Genomic DNA, 24,389 nt, shown 5'->3' on the forward strand with positions numbered 1-24,389 from the left:
TTCTAAGATTGACTAATTTATACTGAATTTAATATGCAATTAACAATATTATATTAAATATTTAATCATGATTTTTTTGAACATAGTTTTCATTATATCGCTTTTTGTGCTAAATGTAATGACGTTTAAGTAATTTATTATTAATTAAGGTAGGTAGAATTTTATGAGATCACATATGGTTAATCGAATCATCAATCGATACTTACTGCACAATCGTTCAATAATGTTTGATAATGATTCAGATTTCGATAAGTTCATGGATAAAAGAAAAGATATTAATCAAGCGAAGCATAAGCAACCTTCAAGTTTAAATGTTAAATCTAATTTAGATAAGTTGTCACACGATGATATGCAAGTATTTAGATTTAATTTTCGTCATGAAACAAAAAAGAAAATTCTCTATATTCATGGTGGTTATAATACGTTACAACCCTCACCATTTCATTGGAGGTTTATGGATAAACTTGCACTTAGTACGCTTTATGAAGTTGTGTTGCCAATTTATCCTAAAGCACCAGAACACCACTTTCAAGACACATTTAAAGCAATCGATGGGATATATCAATCTTTATTAGAAGAAGTGGATGCCAAGCATATCGTTATTATGGGGGATGGTACTGGGGGCGCATTAGCACTAAGTTACGTTCAACAACTTGTGGCTAATAATCAACCATTACCTAATAAAGTTTATCTACTTTCACCAATGTTGGATGCAACATTGACTAATCCTGAAATAACTAAGGATTTAAGCAATAAAGACCGTTTCGTCAATAGGGATGGTTTACAACGTATATTCAATGTATGGACGCAAGGAGAAGCACTAGCTAATCCATTAATATCACCAATTTATGGACAACTACACGATTTACCACCTATCGTTTTATTCGGTGGTGGCAGAGAAATTTATCATCCAGATATGAAGCGTTTTGTATATAATTTGGAGGATAAGGGACAACCAGTTCAATTCTTTGAGTATCCGAAAATGTTCCACGATTTCCCTTTATTCCCTATACGTGAGTCACACAAAGTAATTAAACAAATTACTAAGACGATTGATGCTTAATTAACATCAAACAAAACATAGTTTGATATAAAAAAGTACTCTAAGTCTACTTAGCAGATATGACGTAGGTAATTGAACTGAGAAGGGCATTTAATTGTTCCTTCTCAGTTCTTTTTGTTGAAGATGAGTTCTCGTCTTCTGTCACTTCAAATCATGAAATATGAATAACTTCATTGTTCAAAATTTAAATTAAATTTTGAACTTTAGTTATAACCGTTTGTTGACCTAAGTTATGATAATAATTGTCTATGCCTTGTGCCAAATCTATTTGAGATACATCTTGTTGATTTAACAAATTCACTAAATTAGATGATAAGTTCGCAAATTGACTTGCATAGTCATTTAATAAATGTTTCAAAATTTCCTCATTTTCCTCTGATGCAACGATATTTTGTAATGCTTCAATAGCTTGTTTCTGTCCTTGATAATAACTAATATTAAATGCTCTTTTAAGCAATTCCTGACTGGGACCATTCATAAATAATTGTTTAGTAATATTGAGTTCTATTAAGTCTACTTTAAGCTCATCATTTAAATCATATAATAATTCTAAAAGTTGATTGCGGAATTGTGATACCATTTTTAGTTCTCCTTTTTAGGTATTCCTATTTGATGACCTAATTGTTTAGGCCATTCAATAGTACCTTGTTGACTATAATAATTAGCAATGTTTTGATGATAATCACTTGGAAAAGGAGCAGACTTATGTTTGTTACTGTCAATTCCCATCATGATAACTTCGTTAGTTGCAGCTAGTTCATCTTCATCTGTATAAAGCATTAAAAAGAAATGTACACGTTTATAATCATAATCATAAATATAAACTTCGATTCGGTAAGCTGAATTGAGTGATAACTCTGCTAGGTACGTCGTATGTTCTTCTAAAGTGAACATTGTGTATTGAAGTACCTCACGTTCCTTTAAAGAAAGTCCATGCGTGTAGTTAAATTCATTTACAGCTTCACTAAACACTTTATTATATTCTGAGTCATGCATGTGGTTGTTATAATCAATTTGATTTGTTTCTACCACTTTATTAATAATTACAGGATTACTCATTACTAAAGACCTCGCTCATATATTGATAGTTCTATTTTACTAAATAAAAATAACACATACACATGATTTAATTCATGGTAGAATGAAAGACGTATGGTTATGTAGGAGGTAAACGTAACAATGACTATGACAATTCGATATCAAACTAAAAATCAATCGCTCACTCAAGTTGATAGTGTGAAGGAGATTCCTGAAACAGCAACAATTGTATGGTTTGATTTTGAAAATGCAACACAAGCAGAGAATGATTATTTAATAAGTCAATTTGAATTTAACTATTTAGAGTTAGAAGACGCCATTACAGGTGTGCCACGTGTAAAATATAAATCCTATGAATCATATCAATATTTAGTATTTCACAGTATGTACAAAGATGATTTTTCTCCAATTTCTTTAAATGTATTTTTAAGTGAGAAAGTACTTGTTACATATCACCACAAACATTTTGAATCGTTAAATGAAGTGGCTAAAATGAATGCACAACATCATGATTCAGACTTGGATTGTGCAGATATAGTGATACATATTTTAGATATGATGGTTGATAAATATTTTGAATTCGTATATACAATTGAGGATAAAACATATAACTTTGAAGATGCACATGTAGATGATACTCAAAGTAAAAAAATAATGGATAATGTTTTTCAAATTAAATCTGATTTAATCAAAATTAAAAGGGTATTATTCCCTATGCAAGAATTAGTTAATACAATTAAAACTGAAGGTAAATTGATTGTAGATAGTAAGCATTCGATGTATATTCAACATATCGATGACCATCTTATAAAGCAAAATAATATCATAAGAACATCACAGGAGATGGCTAATGAAATAAGAGAGAACTTCGAATCTTATTCATCATTTCGAATGAATAGTATCATGCAAGTATTAACATTGGTTTCAGTCATTTTCTCACCTTTGACATTTATTGCAGGTGTCTATGGCATGAATTTCGAATATATGCCAGAACTTAAATGGCAATATAGCTATCCAATTTGTATGATCGTCATGTTAATTATAGCTATTGCATTGATTATCTTTTTCAAAAGAAAAAAATGGTTCTAATATATTATGAAACTTTATTAATTTAAGCAAAGGTAGGTACAAAGATGAGTGACTTTCAAAGAGAACAGAGGAAAAATGAACATGTTGAAATAGCAATGGCTCAAAGTGATGCACCTCAATCAGACTTTGATCGAGTGAGATTCGTGCATCATTCAATCCCTAGCATAAATGTAGATGAAGTAGACTTAACAAGTCAAATAACAGATTTTGATATGACATACCCTATTTATATCAATGCGATGACAGGCGGCAGTGAATGGACAAAACAAATTAATGAGAAACTTGCAGTTGTCGCTAGAGAAACTGGATTAGCAATGGCTGTAGGCTCTACACATGCCGCTTTGAGAAATCCTAAAATGGCGGAATCATTCAGTATTGCACGTCAAACCAATCCAGAAGGTATAATTTTTAGTAATGTTGGTGCCGATGTTCCTGTAGATAAAGCCGTAGAAGCGGTTAGTTTATTAGATGCACAGGCTTTACAAATTCATGTGAATGCACCACAAGAACTTGTGATGCCTGAAGGAAATCGTGAATTCTCGACTTGGTTAGATAATGTAGCAGCTATTGTTCAACGTGTTGATGTTCCAGTTATTATTAAAGAAGTTGGCTTCGGCATGAGCAAAGAACTATATAAAGATTTAATTGATGTTGGTGTTACATACGTTGATGTAAGTGGTAAAGGTGGAACAAACTTTGTCACAATTGAAAATGAGCGTCGTTCAAATAAAGATATGGACTATCTTGCAAATTGGGGACAGTCAACTGTAGAGTCATTGCTTGAAAGTTCAGCTTATCAAGATTCACTTAATGTCTTTGCTAGTGGTGGTGTACGTACGCCTCTAGATGTTGTTAAGAGTCTAGCATTAGGGGCTAAAGCTGTAGGTATGTCTCGACCATTCTTAAATCAAGTTGAAAATGGGGGCATCACGACAACGATTGAGTATGTTGAGTCATTTATTGAACATACGAAATCAATTATGACAATGTTAAATGCAAGAGATATTAGTGAATTAAAACAAAGTAAGTTCGTTTTCGATCATAAGTTAATGTCATGGATTGAACAACGCGGTTTAGACATTCATAGAGGGTAATATTGAATAGGTCATTCAACCATAATTCGCATTAATAAATTATACAAAGAAAGCAAGTTGAGAGTTTGGACTCCCAACTTGCTTTTTTATAATGCATAATATAAAACTTTAGTTTCCAAAAATATTAATAAAGCCCATAACGATAGGTACACCTGCTAAGTCAATTAAGAAAGCTCCAACTATAGGAACGACAAGATATGATTTTGGTGAACTACCATATTTTTTAGTAATTACATCTAAATTTGCCATCGCATTTGGTGTAGCCCCTAAACCATGACCTATAAATCCACCAGCCATAACAGCAGCATCATAGTCTTTACCAAGCACTCTAAATAGTATAAAGAATGCAAATAATGATATAAATAAGACTTGAACTAAAACGATAGCGATAAGAGGTAATGCAAGTGAATATACTTGAGTAAGTTGAATACTCATCAGTGCTAGTGATAAGAATAAGCCTAGAGCTACATCACCAATTTGATCAATCAGTTTTAAATCGATGAGTTGTATGTTCGCATATTCCGATACATTTCGAATTGCAACTGCTACAAACATTGAGCCTACATACATAGGTAAACTTTGACCAGTTAAATTAGAAAATTGATCACCTATCCATGTACCTAATGACATGCACAGTGCAATAATTGTTAATTGTAGAAAAAATACTTGTGTAGGTTGATATTTACGATGCAGCACTTCATTAGATTCTACTTTACTATAATCTTTAAACGAATCATCGCTGTTTTCAGGTTTTAGGTTATAGCGTTTAATGAGTGCCTTTACTAATGGTCCACCAATTAATCCACCAAATACTAAGCCTAAAGTTGCTGCTGCAAGTGCAGCAGTAATAGCTGAATCAATATTAAAACTTTCTTCAAGCGTTTTACCATAAGCCGCTGCATTCCCATGTCCACCTTCCATTGACATTGAACCAGCTGTTAAACCTAACAATGGTTTAATATGTAATACTTTAGCTAATGAGATCCCAATGAAATTTTGACATATTGCCAGAAATGCACAGCATACAAAGTAAAGTATTAAAACTTTCCCACCAATTTTAAATAATTTAAAAGATGCACCTAATCCAATAGTAGTGAAGAATACCATCATGAAGAAATCTTGAATAAAGCTAGCATCTAATTTAATTTGAATAATATTTAAGGTATCTAAGACTGCAACTAGAATTGCAAATAGTAATCCTCCTATAACGGGAGGTGGTATACAAATTCTTTGTAAAAATGAAACGTGATTGACGATGAATTCACCTAGTAAAAATAAAAGACAGGCAAGACATAGTGTTGTGACCGCATCTATTTCCATTTATATAGCCCCCTTTATAAACGAGTTAAAAAATTTTAAATAGCACTTCTTATAAGCGCTATAAATCCCCATATATAACATTATACATATAAGAAATATAGATTTCTAGGATAGGTATTATGGTTTTTATATAATACGAAATTTTAATAAGTTTATAAAAAGATAAAAAACTAATTGGAATATTAATTTGTAATATCTATGAAAATAGATTTGTTGATATTAAACAATTTAGAAATAGTCATAAAGGCCCATTCTAAGAATTAAAATTTCTAGAATGTCTTTTTTCTTTATTTCCAAGTTTCATCTGGGTTTAGGCAGTCTGATTTACGTATATGTGAAACAAATGGATTACCTTTAACTGTGTATCGTAGCGGTTTATTAGTCCAGTCGCCTTTATTCGGTATTCCAATTCTAGCACTTTCAACAATATCCCTAGGGTATTTACGGTGTTTAGTATCAATGGATAAGCGACAATCATTTAATGTGGCACCATCAATTGCTCTAGGTATATTAAACGCTTTTGTCCATTTTCCGGGTCCATTTGTTAATTCATATCCTGACTTATTACGATTATGTTTCATCATTTCTATGCCATCTAAAGGTTCAATAGCTCGAATCAGTACTCCTTCAGGGACACCTTCGTTTTGAGTTACGAAATTCACTAATAGATGTGTGTGCATCACATGTCCGTAAATGGTGCCGCCTCTTTTATAAAGTGAAGTCACTTTAGGCGTTTGCTTACCTCCAAATCCATGAGCTGCTCGATCTGTAAAACCTAAATAAGCTTCTGTTTCAACAATATAGCCACTATACGTTTGAAATTCGTCTTCATACATGACTTTGACACCTAATAACGCTTTAGCGGTTTCAGTCGTTGGTCTTGATACAAAATCCACATGAACACCTTCTTCCTCTTGAAAATTTAATAACTGATAATTAAAGCTGAAGCTTAGACTGGTATAACACAATTAAAATATACTATGATTGCAATTATAATTGAAATTAACCAAGAATTTAAAGACTTAAATATAAGTGTCATATATATTTGACGATATTGGCATTATATCGTTATGATGAATAATATGGGATGTTGAAAGAAGTGTGGAGATATGAATAAAGTCAAAGTTTATCGTGGTGCAAAGAAGATTTCGCAATTAGAACTTGCACGATCAGTTGGAGTATCACGTCAAACCATTAACATGATAGAGAATGATAAGTATAATCCGTCATTAAAATTATGTATTAATATAGCTAAGACGCTAGGTGTTACTTTGAATGATTTATTCTGGGAGGTAGAGAATGACTAAAAATGATGAAGCTTTGCAAGTAGAAAAAATTACATTGCAAGCTAAACTTGGCATTTTAAGTTTAAATTTCTTATGTGCTATCATTGCTTTTGCAATGTTTAACGACTTGCAACGGCAATTTCTTTCACCATTTTTTATCGGTAGTTTATTACTTTTAATTGTTATTGTTTGTAAATTAACAATTCATTCAGAAACAGTTGATGATATTCATATTTATGTACATGACTTTAGCGATAAATCAAAACTAAATCGTCATTCTAAATTAAAAAGAATTGTTTATCTTATTCTGTGGATAGTTTATTTGGTTCTCATCGCTAACATAGTAACACCGAACATTAATCATACAAGTAACTATGAATGGGTGTTTGAACCGAGTTGGCTTATTTTAGGAGTAGGTGTAGTTGTTGCATTATGTATGTTTGATGATAAGCGAATTAAATATACAGAAATGGATACACCTACCATAGAGAATTGTGGTGCGTCACCTAAAGGTGTAATAAATTTAATCCCAAATTATAGATATGCAGATGAACAACAGAAATTAGTCATATTAAAAGTACATGCGACTAATTTTATTTGGATAACAATCGGATTAACTATTATGTGTATCATTGATATATTCATCGAATTAATCATGCAACAAATGCCATTGGTTGCTTTTATTACAACCATATTCATTGTCGTTGAATTATTGATTCTCAAACTTAAAAACAAACAAATTCGCAGCACACTTCATGAATAAAAGTGTTACGCAAACGCTGTCTATTAAAAATTTTAATAGATAGCGTTTTCATTTTTTAATTTATATAAAATCTATGGAATATTAATAAAAAAAGTGTAACAATATGTATGTGAAAAAGTCAGTGCTTAAAATTTAAATAGATAAAGGTATCATTGCATTGATACAATGAGGATAACTTTATTACAAGTTGGAGGTCATTTCAATGCTCTATTCAATCTTTATCTTTTTATTAGCAGGTCTCTGTGAAATTGGTGGTGGCTATCTAATTTGGTTGTGGTTAAGGGAAGGACAATCAAGTTGGTTGGGATTTATAGGTGGCGTTATATTAATGATGTATGGTGTCATTGCAACGTTCCAGTCGTTTCCAACTTTCGGTCGTGTTTATGCTGCTTATGGTGGCGTGTTTATTGTAATGAGTTTAATTTGGGCATATATTGTCGATAAACAAGCACCTGATAAGTACGATTTAATTGGAGCATGCATCTGTATTATTGGTGTATGCGTTATGATATTACCGAGCAGAACCTGATTAAGCGTGTTTAAGAGGGAGACGTAAGTAATGATAGTTGAAGTAGAAAAGCAAAGACATGGTATTGACTTAATTAAAATTGACAACGATGAAACCAATATTGTGTTCACAAATTTCGGTGCACGCATCGTATCATGGAAGTACCATGATAACAACGTTGTATTAGGAAATAGAGTTGAAGCGGATGAGTTTTATCCATCAAATCCGTATCATTTTGGTGCTACTATCGGTCGTTATGCTGGACGTATTGGAAATGCCAAATTTCATTTGAACGATGAGGAATATCAATTAGAAGCTAATAATAATGTACATCACCTTCATGGTGGTAGTAATGGTTTAGATAAAAGACTTTTTAATTACGACATTCAAGATAATATCACGAATATTAAGGTTACTTTTACAGTTCAACTAAAGTCAATGGAAGATGGGTATCCAGGGGATATGACTATTAAAGTGATACATACTTATGACGTCGAACACCGTTGGACAGTAGAATATGAAGCACAGACAAATCAAGATACATTATTTAATCCAACTAATCATGTTTATTTTAATTTGAATAGAGACAATAATGTTATATATAATCATAAAATTAAGAGTGAGCAATTAAATATGTATCCAATTGATCGAAACAACCTTATTGAGAATACTAATTCAATTGATTTGTTAGCTATCTTTAAAACAAATAGTATATCTTTTAGTGATATTTTTAATTCTGATAATGAACTACTTAAAGAGCAAATTGGTTCTAGAAATGGATTAGATCACCCTTTTGATGTTGGAAATCAACAATTCTTCATTGAAAATGATGAGTTTCAATTAGATGTTACATCATCTATGCCGAACGTTGTCATTTATACATTTAATGATACGAAAGATTGGGATAGTGATTTTAATATTTATAAAGCACACTCAGGTATATCTCTAGAAACACAATTTTTACCTAATGATATTAATTTGTATGGTAATAAAGCAAACTCTATTTTAAAACCTAACGAGCATTTTTATTCTAAAACAACTTATCATATATCAGAAAAATAAAATTAAAAAAGCATCAAAGCGGGTACATCGTCATTATGATTTACCCGCTTTATCCTATGCTAAATAGAATTTATTTCATTGCATTATCATATAACTTTTGTAATTTAGCTAAACGCATTTCAGATAAATATGGATTTTGTAGCGCATACTTCAGTCGAGATAAATTTTTACGATCATTATAGTAAATATCATTAAGCTCTTGTACAGAAAGTCGAGTTGCTTCATCTGCCAACTGAATTAATTCTAAATCATCATCTTGAGCTACATATCCTTCTTGTAACACTCGAAAATAGAAGCCTGTTTTTCCACTAGTAGACATTCTTTTAACTAAGTCTTTTATACCGTACTTTGTTTGAATTTTCCAACAAGGTTCTCTTATTTCAGATACCTCTAAAATTGCTTCACCTAAACGATATTGATTTCCAAAGAACACGTCTGATTCATCTAAATTTTCCAAAGTTAAATTTTCACCAAACATTGCGTAATCAGGAAACGTATTTAAATCATTTCTATACATTTGATAATGAGATTTGCTAAAACAGCATACTGCTTTATGTGGACCACCATGGTCTTTATATGCCTGTTCATCTTCAACAAATCCAGTTCTTGATAACCACATTGTTTCAGAAATAGGAGATTTATTCAAAGCAGACAACATTTCTCTCTTTTGACCGTAATCTAATTGTTTAATTTGTCCTACTGAAATTGCACATACTGAAATCATATTTATGCCCCCTTAGTTAAGGTGTTAAGAAAAATTATATTATATTAATAATTAAAACATAAGACAAATGATAAAATAATTTCCAATATTGAACTAGGTATTTGTATAATCGTCATGTAAAATAATGAGTGAGTATATTTGAAAAGGGGTCACAGTTAAATGAAAGATTCTAAAGAACTTAAAATCATGACAGTAGATGATGCTGTAGCTCAAATTGAAGATGATATGGTGCTAGGAATTGGAACGGGTAGTACCATTGAATTGCTTATTCCAAAGCTCGCTGAAAGAATTCACAAAGAACAATTAAATATTACTGGCGTGTGTACTTCTAATAAAAGTGCATTTATTGCAAAAAAACTAGATATTAATGTTGTTGATATCAATGATGTTGGTCATGTTGATTTAGCAATTGATGGTGCTGATGAAGTGGATGCTAATCTCAATTTAATTAAAGGCGGTGGTGGAGCGCTATTTCGCGAAAAAGTAATAGATGAAATGGCTCATCGTTTTGTAGTTTTAGTAGATGAAAGCAAGCTCGTAAATTACTTAGGTGAAAGTTTCAAACTGCCAGTAGAGGTAGATAAGTTCAATTGGTTCCATATCGCTAAAAAAATTGAAGCTTATGATGATGTTATTACCGAACGTCGAATGAGTGATGATGTTCCATTTATAACGGATAATGGCAATTACATTTTAGATTGTCAGTTAAATAAACAGATTGACCCATATCAATTTCATGAGTATTTAATTCATCTAACAGGTGTCATAGAAACTGGATATTTTTTAAATATAACTGATCAAGTTATAGTAGGTACACAAAATGGCGTTAAATTCATAAAAAAATCTAACTTAAATAAATAAAAATAAGCCAGAAAATGAACTTAGAAAAATTCATTTTCTGGCTATTTGTATGTGCACTTAGCCTTCAAAAGAAGGCGTAATATAAGCTTTACTTCTCAGTTTTATGACTAGATGTATCACTCATTTGATCTATTTCATCCTTAGCATCATCAACTACAGATGAACGTCTATCTTCTTTATAAGATGTGTTGTCTTTAAGTTTTTCATTTGAAGAATCAGTTTGATTCTCAGACTGTGATTTATGTTCAACATGATCTTCATTAAGTTGACTCTCAGTGAAGCTGTCTTTTTTATCGTTAAGTTCATGATCTTCAGACTTTGTTTTATTTGAAGTAGATGTATCGTCATCATTCATATGGTCTAAATAATTATTAGGTTCAACATCATCAAGTGAACGATTAGTTGTTTTATAAACAATAAATCTAATAATTAAACTTAAAATGATAAAGACAATGCCCACTAACGTCGTACTTAATGCGATAACTTTCATTGAGAATAGGTCGCCGGTTTCTTCACTAAATAAAAATACTTGTGCAAATGACATTGTTGCATGGAATACGAGAGCGATATATATCGTACGTCCTTTAGTTGCACGTATGAGTTCACCAATAATAATTGAGAACATGAAAGTATAAAGGAAATGGTATCCCGCATATTCCATTCCATATGTCGTATTAGCAGCCCATATAGAATAAATTAAACCGACAATGATTGAAGCGAAAAATGTATTAACTTTATTTTCTACAATATTTTGTAAATAAGAACGGAATCCAAACTCCGCAAAAAATGCCATTAAAATATGACCAATAATAATTGTAGGAACTGATACAGATAAATCAGTTGCTTGTAATAAAATAAAACTATCGGCAAATGTGTTAAAACTAAACATGCCAATCATGAAAATAACTAGCGGTAAAATCAATGCTAGTAATATACGTTCAATGACTCTAATATCAACTGAAAATTTTAATCCAGCTAATTGAGTACGTTTATCTTTAAATGTAATAATACAAACAATTGCTGCGATAAACGGTGCAAGATCAGTAATATCAAATACAAAACGTTTAATACCTACTGATGCTTGAAAATCTCGTAGGATTAATGATAGCGCCATCGTGACAACGAAGAATACGAAGATAGTTAACGCCCATTGAAATCCTGATATACGATTCGTCTTCATTTATGTAACCTCCATTAGGGTAACCGTAAAAACTTTTTCTTTAATATTATACATATTACAAGGCCATAAATAAATTGTCCATTTTAAATATCATTAAAATGTAATAGTCTTGAATTATTTTTATATGATTGAAAACAATTTTTAATGTCTTAAATTAATTTGAAAAGGGTAATCATAAATATAAACAAATGGTAATGATAAATCTCGTTATGATGTAAGATAATGCTATAGAGTAAATAAATAGGGGGCAATATAATGTATACACAGGGTAATCCAAAACTATGGACTGGTCGTTTGGATAGTGAAACAGATCCTAAACAGTTTAGACATTTTCAAACAGTAAAGTTCGCTAATTTGGAAAATATGGAAAACGTAAGTGATAAGACAGGTGTTGGTCTCTTAGGATATGCCGTTGATAAAGGTGTTGAAAATAATAAAGGTAGAATCGGATCAAGAAAGGGACCAGATATCATAAAACATGAATTCGCGAAACTTCCAGATTTAAGTGAGTGCGAAATGTTGATTGATTACGGTAATGTTGAACATACAAGTAATCATCTTAGAGAAACGCAACAAGAGATGGCACAATTGTCTGCTAAAGTTATTAAGCAACATAAACAGGCTTTTTTAATTGGAGGTGGTCATGATATTGCATATGCACAATATTTGGCTACTAGAGAAGTCTATTCAGATGCTTCAATTGGAATTATCAATATTGATGCTCATTTTGACACACGTCCTGATGAGCCACCTACATCCGGCACTATGTTCCGAGAAATTTTAGATAATGATGAAAATGTCGATTATCTAGTTTTAGGCTTGGCTCAAGGTGGTAATACACGTGCGTTATATGATTATGCAAAAGATAATAATATTATTTATGTGTATGCGGACGAACTTTTACATCAAGTGTCACCGACCATTAAAGATAAAATAGAAAGATTTATTCATGACCATGATACGATTATGTTTACCATATGTATGGATGTTATTGATAGTGCGTTTGCGCCTGGTGTAAGTTCACCTAGTGTATTAGGATTATATCCTCATTCCGTATTTGAAATAAGTAAGCGTGTAATATTAAGCGATAAGGTATCATCAATTAGTATTGCAGAAACTAACCCAGACTATGATGTTGATAATCGTACGTCAAAGTTAGCGGCGAATTTAATTCACCATTTCCTAGTTTAAAAAGTAGAATTAAATTGTCGTATATGACTCTGAAATTAGAAGATAACGATAACCTTTAAAATTAAATTCAAACATGAATGAGTAGAACGTTGAATTCGCGTTGAATTCTGTTCTACTTTTTTAATTACTTTTAATTGATAGAAAAGTTTGACAATTATGTTACGATATAAATAATTAGGGAGGTAATGGATGGTGATGAAGCGGTTAAGTTATAAGCAGCAATGGCTTGGAGATATTTCGCAAAATATAATGGCAGGTATCTTAATGGGTTTAGCACTACTCCCTGTAGCTATAGCCTTCTCGTTTATTGTTCATATCAGTACTACGATAGGGTTAATGAGTTGTGGATTAATGATGTTATTCATTAGCTTTCTTGGAGAACGAATAAGTATGGTGTCTGGACCAAGTAGTGGTATTTCGATAGTAGGTGCGTAGGTGCACCACTAGTAGAACAATACAATATTCATTACTTAATTATGGCCACGTTTATAATGGGCATCATTCTAATTATTTTTGACATGTGTCACATAGATAAGATCCTTAATCATATTCCAGATACTGTTGTTATTGGATTTATGAATGTATTGGGCATTCTATTACTTACAACGCAAATAAAATATATTTTTGGTATAACTACTGCGACTTATTTATCTTCAACATTTATTCGATTTATGCCAGCTCCGCTTATAGCTATAAGCGTCGTGACTTTAGCAAGTTATTTTCTTAAACCGAATGTTCAATTAGTCCACGATTTAGCAGAAATTCGACTTACCTTTCCTAAAATTTCTGTTTATACAGAACTTTTAAACATACATGCATTAAGTATTATTACTTTATATGCATTAACCATGTCTATTATTTGCGTAGTACAAACAAATCTTACAAATGAAATGATGGATGTAATTACACAAAGTCACTCCAATAAAGACCGAGAAGTTATTGGTCAAGGGTTAGCTAATTTGTTTGTCGGGTTATTAGGTGGATATGGTTTAAGCGCCTTAGTAGGTCAATCAAAATTTAATTTTAAAATGGGTGCTACTACGCGATTAGCCACATTCGTTACAGGATTATTTCTTCTCTCATGCGTCGTTATTTTAGGTACGATTGTAGGTTTTATTCCTATGGCAGTATTGGCTTCGGTATTAATTACAATATCAATGAATACATTTGATAGACGTATGTTTAAACATTTAAAAGAAGCACCTATAAAACATAGTATCGTAATGTTCATAACGATTATTTTAATATTAATGTCACACAATTTAGTTATAGGTGTCGTTATAGGCACACTTATTTATTATGTCGTTCACTTTATTTTTACAAAGAAAGGAAGACCATCGCTATGACAACTTACAATGATTTTGTTAAATGGAGACGAACATTTCACAAATTTCCTGAAGTATCTCAGAAAGAATATGAAACAACTAAGCGATTAAAACGTATATTACAAACTTATGATATAAAAATAATAGATTATCCTTTAGAAACAGGGCTTATAGCTGAAATAGGACATGGTGAACCTTGTATTGCTGTTCGTACAGACATAGATGCTTTACCAATTACAGAGCAAGTTGAACATGAATTCACCTCAACAAATGAAGGTGTGATGCATGCGTGTGGTCATGATATTCATATGGCAAGTATTCTAGCTATTGCTACAAATTTAAAAGAACAAGAAGATAAACTTAAAGGTCGCGTGAAATTTATATTTCAACCTGCAGAAGAAACGGGATATGGTGCCAAAGCGATTGCAGAGACAGATGTATTAGACGATGTTAAAGCGATATTAGGTTTCCATAATTATCCAACTTTAAATATTGGAGAATTTGCAATTAAATCTGGACCAATTACTTCGGCAGTAGACCGTTTTGAATTTAAAATTCACGGTAAAGGTGCACATGCTGCTAAGCCAGAACAAGGTAATGATCCAGTCATGGTACTTGGTCAATTAATAACAAGTTTACAAACGATTGTAAGTCGAAATATATCAGCTTTTGATAGTGCTGTAGTAACTATTGGAGAAGTATCGTCTGGGAATACATGGAATGTGATTGCTGACCAAGCATATGTCCAAGGTACAGTGCGATCATTTAAGCCAGAGGTTCAAAATTATATAGAACAACGATTTAAAGAAATTGCTAAAGGATTAGAGACATTGTTCAATGTCGATATAGAAGTTATATATACTAAGCTGCCAGGAACAGTTTTTAATGATGAATACTTAACTGACCAAGCTAAGAAAGCTGCTCAAAAAGTAGGTTATCAAATCATAGAATTAGAGACACCCTATACTATTGGCGAAGATTTTTCTGGTTTACTAGCTAACCATCCAGGGGTATTTGCGTTTATTGGTTCTAATAGTAAATACGATTTACATCATCCAAAGTTTGATCCAGATGAGCGTATACTTGAGAAAGTTCCTGAGTACTTTATAACGTTGATTTATCAATTGCTTGACGACACAGCATTTAATGAATAATCAATGTTTCATTTAAGAGTTTGATTTGTGTAGCTATATTACAATTTTTGAAATGTGATTTAAAAAGCATGATGAACGGGTAAACAGACACTAAACATGTTTTAGGAGATGAGTAAATAATGGGTGCACAAGATCCAAGAACAAAATTTAAAACATCTGATTATGAAAAACAAGAACAAGAACTACCTGGACTTCAATCTGAACTAACACCACAACCTGACTGTGGTGAAACATCGTATGAAGGTCATAACCGATTGTTAGATTATAAAATGCTTGTAACAGGGGGAGACTCAGCAATAGGACGTGCAGCAGCGATTGCATATGCCAAAGAAGGGGCAGACGTTGCAATTAACTATCTTCCAAGTGAAGAACAAGATGCTCAAGAAGTTAAAGCTGTCATTGAAAAAGCAGGACGTAAAGCTATATTAATACCTGGAGATATTCGTGATGAACAATTTAACTATGATTTAGTTGAACAAGCGTATAAAGAATTAGGTGGTTTAGACAATGTGACATTAGTAGCAGGCCATCAACAGTATCACGATAAATTAGAAGAGTTCGATACACAATCTTTTAAAGAAACGTTTGAAACAAACGTATATCCAGTATTCTGGACAGTTCAAAAAGCATTGGATTATTTACAACCTGGTGCGTCAATCACTACAACATCATCCGTTCAAGGTTATAATCCAAATCCATTGATTCATGATTATGCAGCATCAAAAGCAGCGATTATTTCATTAACAAAAAGTTTCTCTGAGCAATTAGGGGAGCAGGGTATTCGCGTTAATTGTGTAGCACCTGGTCCATTTTGGTCTCCACTTCAAATAACAGGTGGTCAACCACAATCAGCGATTCCTCAATTTGGTCAAGATACGCCATTAGGTAGAGCCGGTCAACCTGTAGAGCTTTCAGGCACATATGTATTACTTGCTTCAGAGGATTCAAGTTATACGACTGGTCAAGTTTTTGGCGTCACAGGTGGCATCCAAATCAATTAAATATCTCAAAGTATAAATCCAACGCAAGGGTTTCAATAAAGACTCTTGCGTTTTTGTATTGAAAGGAGTGGATTACAGTGAAACACATTGATCCTAATCAACTATCAGATATCCAAAATTATAAACTATTAAGTGGTTCAATCATACCAAGGCCAATAGCATTTGTTACATCTTCTGATATCGAAGGACATGTAAATGCTGCGCCATTTAGTTTTTTTAATATAGTTAATAATGCGCCACCTATGATTGCTATTTCGGCACAGAGAGCAGGAGGAAAGCGTAAAGATACGGCAATTAATATAGAAAACGTCCAATCATTTGTTGTGCATGTTACAGATGAAGATAATGTTGAGGAAATTAATAAGACCGCTGCATCTATCAATCCTAAAGATAATGAACTTGATTTAACAGAACTCAATACCATCTCATCTGATGTGATTGATATTCCAGCTATAAAAGAAGCTAAAATTAGATTTGAATGTCAACTTGAACAAATGATTTTATTAGGCTCTGAAGATGATGGTGCTGATTTAATTATTGGAAAAATTGTTAAGTACCACATACAAGATGATGTGTATTTTGGTGATAGTAAAATTGATGCGAAACAATTAAAACCAGTAGCCCGTTTAGCAGGTAATGATTACGCTAAATTAGGTGAGCAATTTACAATTGAGCGTCCAACTAATTGATGATTAAGACATTATCTATAGCTTTAATATGTAATTTTCATAAAACTTTATTGACGTTATGACAGTAATCTTGTAACTTTAATAATAAAATTATTTTTAAAAAGGAAAGTAGGTTTAGTATGGAGGAACAAAGAAAGGGCAATGCATGGGCGTTACTTCCATTAGTATTATTTATTGCATTGTTTTTAGGTGTAGGTACCATTACAGGTGATTTCACTAATATGCCTTTAAATGTAGCTATCATGATTACTGTTATTGTTGCTTTAATAATGAATAGGAAAGAAACATTTGCTAACAAAGTTGAAGTGTTTACAAAAGGAGCAGGTCATTCCAATATCATTTTAATGGTATTTATATTTATATTGGCTGGTGCTTTCTCAACTACCACTGAAAAAATGGGTGGTGTTGAATCAACAGTAAATTTAGGTTTATCATTGATACCTCAAAATTTAATCATCGTTGGATTATTTGTAATTTGTATGTTTGTGTCAATTTCAATGGGTACCTCTGTAGGTACAGTTGCTGCATTAGCACCTGTTGGATTTGGATTTGCACAGGCAACTGATATTCCAGCAGCGTTAGCAATGGGTACTGTTGTAGGTGGTGCTATGTTTGGCGATAATTTATCGATGATTTCAGATACTACCATAGCTGCTGTTCGAACTCAAAAAACAAGAATGAAAGATAAATTTAAAGTGAATTTTTGGATTGTACTACCTGGAGCAATATTAACAATTATTGTCTTATTCTTCCTTACTAACGGTATCTCAATAGATCACTCTAAAAGCTATGACTATAATTTAATTAAGGTAATCCCTTATGTACTAGTATTAGTATTAGCACTCGTAGGGGTAAATGTAATCATTGTGTTAATCGGTGGTACGTTATTATCTGGTACTATTGGCTTATTTGATGGTTCTTTTGGTTGGAAAGGATTACTAAATGCAGTATCACAGGGTATTATAGGTATGGAAGATATTGCAATCATAGCAGTGTTAATTGGTGGTTTAGTTGGAATTATTCAGCATAATGGTGGAATTGAATGGTTATTAAATTTTGTTCGTTCTAAAGTTACAACTAAACGTGGTGCTGAATTTGGTATTGCTGGTTTAGTGAGCGCAGCTGACATTGCAACAGCTAATAATACAATTTCAATTATTATGTCAGGTCCATTAGCAAAAAATATTGCAGATGAATATGGTGTTGATCCACGTAAATCTGCAAGTTTATTAGATATATTTGCAGGGTGCTTTCAAGGCTTTTTACCTTATAGCCCACAAGTGATAGCTGCAGCTGGCGTTGCAAGTATATCACCATTTAGTGTAATGCCTTACTGCATTTATTCATTTTTATTAGGGATATGCGGTATTATAGCTATTATATTAAGATACCCTCGTGTTAAAGCTAAATCTTAAAGTAAAGACAAATAACAATAATAGACTTATAATTAGCATGTTTAATAAGAAAAATTAAAATAATAAAACATTTTAATAGTTCAAAGTTTGGAACTGTATTGAAATGCGTTAAAATAGATATAAGAGTGAAAGTAGGTGAAACAAGTGGCAAAGTATAATGTTGAGAATGAACATGTTGAAATTCATATCGAACGTTTATTAAAATACTCACCAGAATTAGTATATCAAGCTTGGACGGATGCTGACTTATTAAAACAGTGGTTTATGACATCTCAACGTACGAATAAGTCAATTGATGTAGATATGACTGAAGGTGGCTCATATCGCATAGTTGATTCACGTAATGGACGACAAAATATTATTCAAGGTACGTATCAAGAACTCGTTGACAATGAGTATATAAAAATGACAATTGGTATGCCTGAATTAAGTAATCAAGAGGATGTCATTGAAGTTGAATTTGAAGAGCGTGAAATCGGTGGCACACAAATGTTTTTCTTTTATCAGTCATTAGTTGAACGTGAACGACGCTTAACAACATTAGAATATAAACAAAAGAAAAAGGAATATCACGATTCTACTGTTCACGGTTTAGAATTGATGTTTGATAAAATGCATCAAATACTTGAACAATATGTAGAAGACAATAATCTATTAAAATAAAAACTTAGGACTTTGCGTGAATTCACGTAGCAGTCTAAACTGAGAAAATTTGATATCAATATTACCAAATATCTAGTCATTCTTACTAGGGTGGATACCCCAACAAGGACAGTTTACAAAGACAATCTCCTTGTTGGGGTTTTGATGTGTTAATAATTAATCAGTACCGCTATTTAGTTGTGATAAAGATTAACTGAGTTCACCTTTCTCTTTACGTTCATTATATTTTCTGATTAATGTTTCAAAGAAGATATGATAACTAATAAAACTTGAATAGTCTGTATCATCGTATAAATAGAAAGTATTACTTGATACATAAACATTATAGCTCGCTTTTTGGGCTAATGAATTATCTTTCATTGTTGTAACTGAAATAAAATATTTTTGGCGTAATTGAAGTAGATTTGTAACGTCTGTGAGTTGGTGACTCTCACCAGATAGAGAAATAATAAAGAATAAATCTTCATCAATAGAACGATTCAGTACCATTTTCAACTCATGAACGTCATGTAACACGATAATATTTTTATGCATCGTTAATAATATTCGCTGAGCTTCGTCCGCAACATTTTTCTGTGCACGACCAGTACCATATAAGTAGACGGTAGACGCCTGGTTAAGTTTATCGGTAATCAAATTATAATCAATACGAGCTAAATAGCTAAATGTTGTCTCTATTTCTTGTTTAAAAGCATCCATTGAATCTTTAGGTAGTTGACTTAAATGTTCACTTTCAAATTTTAAATAGGATTTAAAGTCACTATAACCATCAAATCCTAACTTTCGTGTAAATCTATGAATGGTAGCGTTAGATGCATGAGTGTATTGTGAAAGTTCGTGTATCTTCAAAGTTTTACATTGATTTACGTGCGTGTTTACAAAGTGTGCAATTTGTAGGTCATTATCATTTAACTTGTCAAAATTGGCATTTACTTTTTCATCTAGTAGCACAAAGACACCTCTTATTCTTCCTGAAAATATTTTCATGTATAGAAAGCATAAACTGATTATACAAAATTATTTCAAAATCGGTCAATGTCATTGTATAAGTGTAAGCGTTTACTATAATAGATATTAAGAAAACGCTTTTATATGTACGATATATTTAAGTACTACATAGAAAGATTTGGGGGTTAAATTATGAACGCTATTAAACGTTTTGGGAGTGCAATGATTGTTCCTGTATTAATGTTTGCATTCTTTGGGATAGTATTAGGTTTTGCAACATTATTTAAAAATCCTACCATCATGGGTGGATTAGCAAATGATCATACATTTTGGTTTAAATTTTGGTCTGTAATTGAATCAGGTGGTTGGGTTATCTTCAATCATATGGAAATCGTATTTGTGGTTGGATTGCCTTTATCTCTAGCTAAGAAGGCCCCTGGTCATGCGGCTTTAGCTGCATTAATGGGCTATTTAATGTTTAATACCTTTATCAGCGCTATTTTAACGCAATGGCCACATACATTTGGTGCTAATTTAGAAAAAGGTGTAGAAAATGTAACTGGATTAAAAGCGATTGCTGGTATTGAAACTTTAGATACTAATATTTTAGGTGGTATCATTATTTCTGCCATTGTGACATGGATACATAATCGTTTCTATAGTAAAAAATTACCAGAGATGTTAGGTGTATTCCAAGGTCTAACATTTGTTGTAACCATTTCATTCTTCGTTATGTTGCCAATAGCTGCAATTACTTGTGTTGTTTGGCCAACAATACAAAATGGTATTGAATCAATGCAACATTTCATTATCGCATCAGGCTACATCGGTGTTTGGTTGTATCATTTCTTAGAACGTGTGTTAATACCGACTGGTTTACATCACTTCATCTATGCACCAATTGAAGTAGGTCCGGTTGTTGCAAAAGACGGACTTAAAGCAGAGTGGTTTAGACATTTAAATGAATTTGCTGAAAGCAGTAAACCGTTAAAAGAACAATTCCATTACGGTTTCATGTTACAAGGTAACGGTAAAGTGTTTGGTGCTATCGGTATCGCATTAGCAATGTATTCTACAACACCTAAAGCCAATCGTAAAAAAGTTGCTGCGTTATTAGTACCAGCTACATTAACTGCGGTAGTTGTTGGTATTACTGAACCTTTAGAATTTACATTCTTATTTATCGCACCTTACTTATTTGTTATACATGCATTATTAGCAGCGACAATGGATACAATTATGTATGGTTTCGGTGTTGTTGGTAACATGGGCGGTGGATTACTTGATTTCATCGCGACGAACTGGATTCCTTTAGGACAAAATCATTGGCTAACTTATGTAGCTCAAGTTGTTATAGGATTGATATTCTCAGGTATCTATTTCGTTGTATTCAGATACTTAATCTTGAAATTTGATATTCCATTACCAGGACGTCGAGCTGAAGAAGAAGTTAAATTATTCTCTAAAAAAGATTATAAAGAGAAAAAAAGCGATGGAAGTACTGACAATTCTGGATTTCAACCTAGCAATGAATATGAAGCGAAAGCACATTATTATTTAGAAGGTTTAGGCGGAAAAGAAAATATTAAAGACGTTACTAATTGTACAACACGTTTACGTTTAACAGTTAATGATGAAACAAAAGTTGAAGATAGTGGATATTTCACTCATGAACAAATGTCGCACGGATTAGTTAAAAGCGGTAAAAATGTACAAGTCGTTGTTGGAATGACTGTACCCCAAGTACGTGAAGCATTTGAACATTTAGTTTATGATGATAATGATAAAAAATAATTAATCAATATAGCCAGTAAGTGAATTAGTATTTATTCACCTACTGGCTTTTTCATATACAATGCTTAATATACTTAGTAATTTGTCCAACTTAGCTTTATACTGATCACAAAACCAGAAACTTTTGTTGAGTGTGATATTGCTTGAACAGAATTAAAAAACAAAGAGGCTGGGACAAAATAAAATGTCTCAGCCTACTTTATCATTTTGTCAGTAGCTGACTGATTTGAAAATGCGCTTGAATCAAGCTTTTTTCAAACCTAGTCATCCTTGCCTGGTAGGCGGGGCCCCAGCAAAGAGAATTTCCTAAAGAAATTCTACAAGCTAAACAAGTTGGGGATACAACGAAATAAATTTTGAGAAAATATTATTTCTGTCCTATTCCCTCTGTTCTGTAAACTAGTGTAAATTAACTATATAACTTAAAATATTTTTTAATAAAAATCTCACGAATTTTACTAAGATATATTTGCTTTATGCATCGCACGTGTTTTATAAGATGCTGAAAGAATATCAATATTTCTACATGCAATAGTTTGTAGTAATTTACTAAACGTTTCAGGTGCACAACATACGCTTGCACAGTTGTTATTTAAAGTATATTTAATTTCATAATTATTTGAGAAATAAGTCATAATATCAATGACTTTATCTTTTATGAATGCATCTTGGAGGCCATCAATTGCTAAGTCGAAACGTTTAGAAGCTTGATATGTTTGTTCAGTATCTAATAGCGTATTTAATCGTTTAGGAGATAAAATCTGATAAATTGAAAATTGGTAAAAACTTAAAAAACTAATGAAATATGGAAGTTGTTGCTTCGGTAAGCTAACTTCTAAAACTGGTATATCGTCGTGTTTGATTATTGAATATTGAAATGAATCGCAAAATTTAACGTCTTTACAGACTTTGATTAAATGTTTTCGAATTGATCTAGATTTTAAACCTACAATGTTGATAATGTAAGTTTCAAATTTGTCTAACAACATGCAATGACCTCCTATATTTATTTAACGTATGTAAAAAGCATTTAGCTTTAAAGTTCTCTAATAAAGCACACCGTTCTTTTATACACACTGATTGTATCACTCTTTTTTGATATTATCACTAGGACTTTTGAATGAACTTCGGTTTAATTATTTTTGTAATATAAACGTAACGATAATTAACATGAAATAAATATGAAAATGTTGATTGTTTATTAGTTAAAATGTGTTTGGTAATTTCATTAGTGAAGTGTGAAAATCAAATATTCATATGATAAAATTAGCAGTGATTGTAGTTATTAAAGGAGCAAACTTATGTATAAAGCTGTAGTATTTGATTTCGACGGTACAATTATAGATACAGAAAAACACCTATACGACATTATTAACAAACATCTTGCCTTTCATGGTGTGAAGCCTGTTTCCCTGGAGTTTTATCGAAGCCATATAGGAGGACACGCTCAAGGGTTACATGACTATATTGAGCAACAGATTGGTTTAGAAAAGAAACAAAAAATATATGATGAGCATTATGATACGAGCCATGAACTCGACATTATTGATACAGTTTCTTCATTAATGAAATATTTGAAACAACGACACATACCTATGGCGATTGCAACAAGTAGTTATAGAGAAGAAATTATGCCTACAATAAATGCGTTGGGTATCAATGAGTATGTCGATGTTATTGTTGGTAGAGAAGATGTTGGAGCGGTTAAACCTGATCCAGAACTTTATCTAACAGCTGTTCAACGTTTAAATTATTCACCAGCCCATTGCTTAGCCATAGAGGATTCAGCTAATGGAGCAACAGGTGCTATGAATGCTGGATTGGATGTAATAATTAATACTAACGAGATGACAGAAGAACAAGATTTTTCGACTATAAATTTTGTAGGTAAAGATTTAAGCTTTGAGGAAATTAAAAATCATTTCTTTGAGCTAAAGAAGGAGTAAACATATGTCGTGGCAAGTTATCCTATTCTTTTTAGCAGGTCCTATTATAATCGGCATAGGAAATTTAGTATTAGGTCCAATATTTAGTAAAAATATACCATTTAAAGTTCAAATGCGTTCTTTCTTAGTTGGAACAATGATTTATTTACTTTTAGCTACAATCGGTTACTACTTATTATTACAAGGAAGAATATAGATTACGCAATATAGTTAAAAAAAGAGATGGAAATGGGTAGAAACATCATTTAAAGTTCCTACCCATTTCCATCTCTTTT

27 protein-coding genes are annotated in these 24,389 nt (G+C 32.0%); 19 read left to right on the forward strand and 8 right to left on the reverse strand.

What is annotated here, in order from left to right; genetic code table 11:
- The first annotated feature begins 163 nt into the window (after positions 1-163).
- Positions 164-1,063 carry an alpha/beta hydrolase fold domain-containing protein gene (locus HMPREF2715_RS04715; RefSeq protein WP_070581993.1) on the forward strand — a complete coding sequence of 300 codons (900 nt, stop codon included), beginning with the start codon at positions 164-166 and terminating at the stop codon, positions 1,061-1,063.
- 184 nt (positions 1,064-1,247) lie between these two features.
- Here the strand turns inward: HMPREF2715_RS04715 and HMPREF2715_RS04720 are convergent, their stop codons facing one another.
- Both HMPREF2715_RS04720 and HMPREF2715_RS04725 read right to left on the reverse strand, forming a co-directional pair.
- Entirely contained in the window at positions 1,248-1,643 is a 396-nt protein-coding gene (locus tag HMPREF2715_RS04720) for a hypothetical protein (protein WP_053025213.1), read from the reverse strand.
- A 2-nt stretch (positions 1,644-1,645) separates the two neighbouring features.
- Positions 1,646-2,122, reverse strand: coding sequence for a thioesterase family protein (locus HMPREF2715_RS04725; RefSeq protein WP_053025214.1), 477 nt, complete (start codon positions 2,120-2,122; stop codon positions 1,646-1,648).
- 120 nt (positions 2,123-2,242) lie between these two features.
- Between HMPREF2715_RS04725 and corA the strand changes: the two genes are divergently transcribed.
- The gene (gene corA / locus HMPREF2715_RS04730; protein WP_070581997.1) at positions 2,243-3,190 is read left to right on the forward strand and encodes a magnesium/cobalt transporter CorA; all 948 of its coding nucleotides are present in this window, start codon (positions 2,243-2,245) and stop codon (positions 3,188-3,190) included.
- A 44-nt stretch (positions 3,191-3,234) separates the two neighbouring features.
- Positions 3,235-4,284, forward strand: coding sequence for a type 2 isopentenyl-diphosphate Delta-isomerase (gene fni, locus HMPREF2715_RS04735; RefSeq protein ID WP_037549931.1), 1,050 nt, complete (start codon positions 3,235-3,237; stop codon positions 4,282-4,284).
- A gap of 108 nt (positions 4,285-4,392) precedes the next feature.
- Here fni and gltS read toward each other — a convergent pair whose 3' ends face one another.
- Positions 4,393-5,604, reverse strand: coding sequence for a sodium/glutamate symporter (gene gltS / locus HMPREF2715_RS04740; RefSeq protein WP_053025216.1), 1,212 nt, complete (start codon positions 5,602-5,604; stop codon positions 4,393-4,395).
- Between the two features lie 287 nt (positions 5,605-5,891).
- The gene (locus HMPREF2715_RS04745; protein WP_053021407.1) at positions 5,892-6,500 is read right to left on the reverse strand and encodes a DNA-3-methyladenine glycosylase; all 609 of its coding nucleotides are present in this window, start codon (positions 6,498-6,500) and stop codon (positions 5,892-5,894) included.
- 213 nt (positions 6,501-6,713) lie between these two features.
- On the opposite strand from HMPREF2715_RS04745, the gene HMPREF2715_RS04750 reads away from it, so the two are divergent.
- The 4 genes from HMPREF2715_RS04750 (at position 6,714) to HMPREF2715_RS04765 (ending at position 9,223) form a co-directional block, all read left to right on the forward strand.
- Positions 6,714-6,911 (forward strand): helix-turn-helix transcriptional regulator, encoded by a 198-nt coding sequence (locus tag HMPREF2715_RS04750; RefSeq protein WP_037535858.1) that lies wholly within the window; start codon positions 6,714-6,716, stop codon positions 6,909-6,911.
- A complete protein-coding gene (locus HMPREF2715_RS04755; protein ID WP_053021406.1) occupies positions 6,904-7,653 on the forward strand; it encodes a hypothetical protein in 750 nt (249 codons plus the stop codon). Before HMPREF2715_RS04750 ends, HMPREF2715_RS04755 begins: the two co-directional genes overlap by 8 nt.
- Positions 7,654-7,855: 202 nt before the next feature.
- Positions 7,856-8,182 carry a YnfA family protein gene (locus tag HMPREF2715_RS04760; RefSeq protein WP_011275042.1) on the forward strand — a complete coding sequence of 109 codons (327 nt, stop codon included), beginning with the start codon at positions 7,856-7,858 and terminating at the stop codon, positions 8,180-8,182.
- A gap of 30 nt (positions 8,183-8,212) precedes the next feature.
- Positions 8,213-9,223 carry an aldose epimerase family protein gene (locus HMPREF2715_RS04765; protein WP_070442487.1) on the forward strand — a complete coding sequence of 337 codons (1,011 nt, stop codon included), beginning with the start codon at positions 8,213-8,215 and terminating at the stop codon, positions 9,221-9,223.
- A gap of 70 nt (positions 9,224-9,293) precedes the next feature.
- Here HMPREF2715_RS04765 and HMPREF2715_RS04770 read toward each other — a convergent pair whose 3' ends face one another.
- A complete protein-coding gene (locus tag HMPREF2715_RS04770; protein ID WP_070581999.1) occupies positions 9,294-9,947 on the reverse strand; it encodes an MOSC domain-containing protein in 654 nt (217 codons plus the stop codon).
- Positions 9,948-10,106: 159 nt separating this feature from the next.
- Here HMPREF2715_RS04770 and HMPREF2715_RS04775 point away from each other — a divergent pair, with 159 nt between their 5' ends.
- Complete coding sequence (locus tag HMPREF2715_RS04775) at positions 10,107-10,808, forward strand: ribose 5-phosphate isomerase A (RefSeq protein WP_053021403.1); 702 nt, start codon at positions 10,107-10,109, stop codon at positions 10,806-10,808.
- A gap of 88 nt (positions 10,809-10,896) precedes the next feature.
- Here the strand turns inward: HMPREF2715_RS04775 and HMPREF2715_RS04780 are convergent, their stop codons facing one another.
- The gene (locus HMPREF2715_RS04780) at positions 10,897-11,988 is read right to left on the reverse strand and encodes a peptidoglycan release complex CPBP-like subunit SdpC (protein ID WP_070582000.1); all 1,092 of its coding nucleotides are present in this window, start codon (positions 11,986-11,988) and stop codon (positions 10,897-10,899) included.
- A gap of 255 nt (positions 11,989-12,243) precedes the next feature.
- On the opposite strand from HMPREF2715_RS04780, the gene hutG reads away from it, so the two are divergent.
- The 8 genes from hutG to HMPREF2715_RS04815 all read left to right on the forward strand — a co-directional run bounded on the left by hutG (position 12,244) and on the right by HMPREF2715_RS04815 (position 19,426).
- Entirely contained in the window at positions 12,244-13,179 is a 936-nt protein-coding gene (gene hutG, locus HMPREF2715_RS04785) for a formimidoylglutamase (protein ID WP_037535874.1), read from the forward strand.
- Between the two features lie 189 nt (positions 13,180-13,368).
- Complete coding sequence (locus HMPREF2715_RS12400; RefSeq protein WP_306341814.1) at positions 13,369-13,614, forward strand: SulP family inorganic anion transporter; 246 nt, start codon at positions 13,369-13,371, stop codon at positions 13,612-13,614.
- Between the two features lie 56 nt (positions 13,615-13,670).
- The gene (locus tag HMPREF2715_RS04790; protein ID WP_305954622.1) at positions 13,671-14,525 is read left to right on the forward strand and encodes a SulP family inorganic anion transporter; all 855 of its coding nucleotides are present in this window, start codon (positions 13,671-13,673) and stop codon (positions 14,523-14,525) included.
- Positions 14,522-15,658, forward strand: coding sequence for an amidohydrolase (locus tag HMPREF2715_RS04795; protein ID WP_053025224.1), 1,137 nt, complete (start codon positions 14,522-14,524; stop codon positions 15,656-15,658). The genes HMPREF2715_RS04790 and HMPREF2715_RS04795 overlap by 4 nt, the downstream gene beginning before the upstream one ends.
- A 119-nt stretch (positions 15,659-15,777) precedes the next feature.
- The gene (locus tag HMPREF2715_RS04800) at positions 15,778-16,659 is read left to right on the forward strand and encodes an SDR family oxidoreductase (RefSeq protein WP_053021399.1); all 882 of its coding nucleotides are present in this window, start codon (positions 15,778-15,780) and stop codon (positions 16,657-16,659) included.
- Positions 16,660-16,736: 77 nt separating this feature from the next.
- On the forward strand, positions 16,737-17,348 hold the full coding sequence (locus HMPREF2715_RS04805) for a flavin reductase family protein (RefSeq protein WP_053021398.1): 612 nt from the start codon (positions 16,737-16,739) through the stop codon (positions 17,346-17,348).
- Between the two features lie 119 nt (positions 17,349-17,467).
- The gene (locus HMPREF2715_RS04810) at positions 17,468-18,763 is read left to right on the forward strand and encodes a Na+/H+ antiporter NhaC family protein (protein ID WP_053021397.1); all 1,296 of its coding nucleotides are present in this window, start codon (positions 17,468-17,470) and stop codon (positions 18,761-18,763) included.
- Positions 18,764-18,907: 144 nt separating this feature from the next.
- On the forward strand, positions 18,908-19,426 hold the full coding sequence (locus tag HMPREF2715_RS04815) for an SRPBCC family protein (protein ID WP_070582027.1): 519 nt from the start codon (positions 18,908-18,910) through the stop codon (positions 19,424-19,426).
- A gap of 189 nt (positions 19,427-19,615) precedes the next feature.
- Here the strand turns inward: HMPREF2715_RS04815 and HMPREF2715_RS04820 are convergent, their stop codons facing one another.
- On the reverse strand, positions 19,616-20,377 hold the full coding sequence (locus HMPREF2715_RS04820; protein ID WP_070442478.1) for a MurR/RpiR family transcriptional regulator: 762 nt from the start codon (positions 20,375-20,377) through the stop codon (positions 19,616-19,618).
- Positions 20,378-20,566: 189 nt separating this feature from the next.
- Here HMPREF2715_RS04820 and HMPREF2715_RS04825 point away from each other — a divergent pair, with 189 nt between their 5' ends.
- Entirely contained in the window at positions 20,567-22,168 is a 1,602-nt protein-coding gene (locus HMPREF2715_RS04825; protein WP_070582002.1) for an alpha-glucoside-specific PTS transporter subunit IIBC, read from the forward strand.
- Between the two features lie 458 nt (positions 22,169-22,626).
- Here the strand turns inward: HMPREF2715_RS04825 and HMPREF2715_RS04830 are convergent, their stop codons facing one another.
- Positions 22,627-23,157, reverse strand: a complete 531-nt coding sequence (locus HMPREF2715_RS04830; RefSeq protein ID WP_037549894.1) for a hypothetical protein — start codon at positions 23,155-23,157, stop codon at positions 22,627-22,629.
- 312 nt (positions 23,158-23,469) lie between these two features.
- Here HMPREF2715_RS04830 and HMPREF2715_RS04835 point away from each other — a divergent pair, with 312 nt between their 5' ends.
- Both HMPREF2715_RS04835 and HMPREF2715_RS04840 read left to right on the forward strand, forming a co-directional pair.
- A complete protein-coding gene (locus tag HMPREF2715_RS04835; protein ID WP_053025228.1) occupies positions 23,470-24,114 on the forward strand; it encodes an HAD family hydrolase in 645 nt (214 codons plus the stop codon).
- Between the two features lie 4 nt (positions 24,115-24,118).
- Positions 24,119-24,310: a membrane protein gene (locus HMPREF2715_RS04840; RefSeq protein WP_037549892.1), complete on the forward strand. Its 192-nt coding sequence runs from the start codon at positions 24,119-24,121 to the stop codon at positions 24,308-24,310.
- Positions 24,311-24,389 lie beyond the last annotated feature (79 nt).

The organism is Staphylococcus sp. HMSC062A01 (assembly GCF_001836805.1).
Lineage (GTDB): Bacteria > Bacillota > Bacilli > Staphylococcales > Staphylococcaceae > Staphylococcus > Staphylococcus haemolyticus.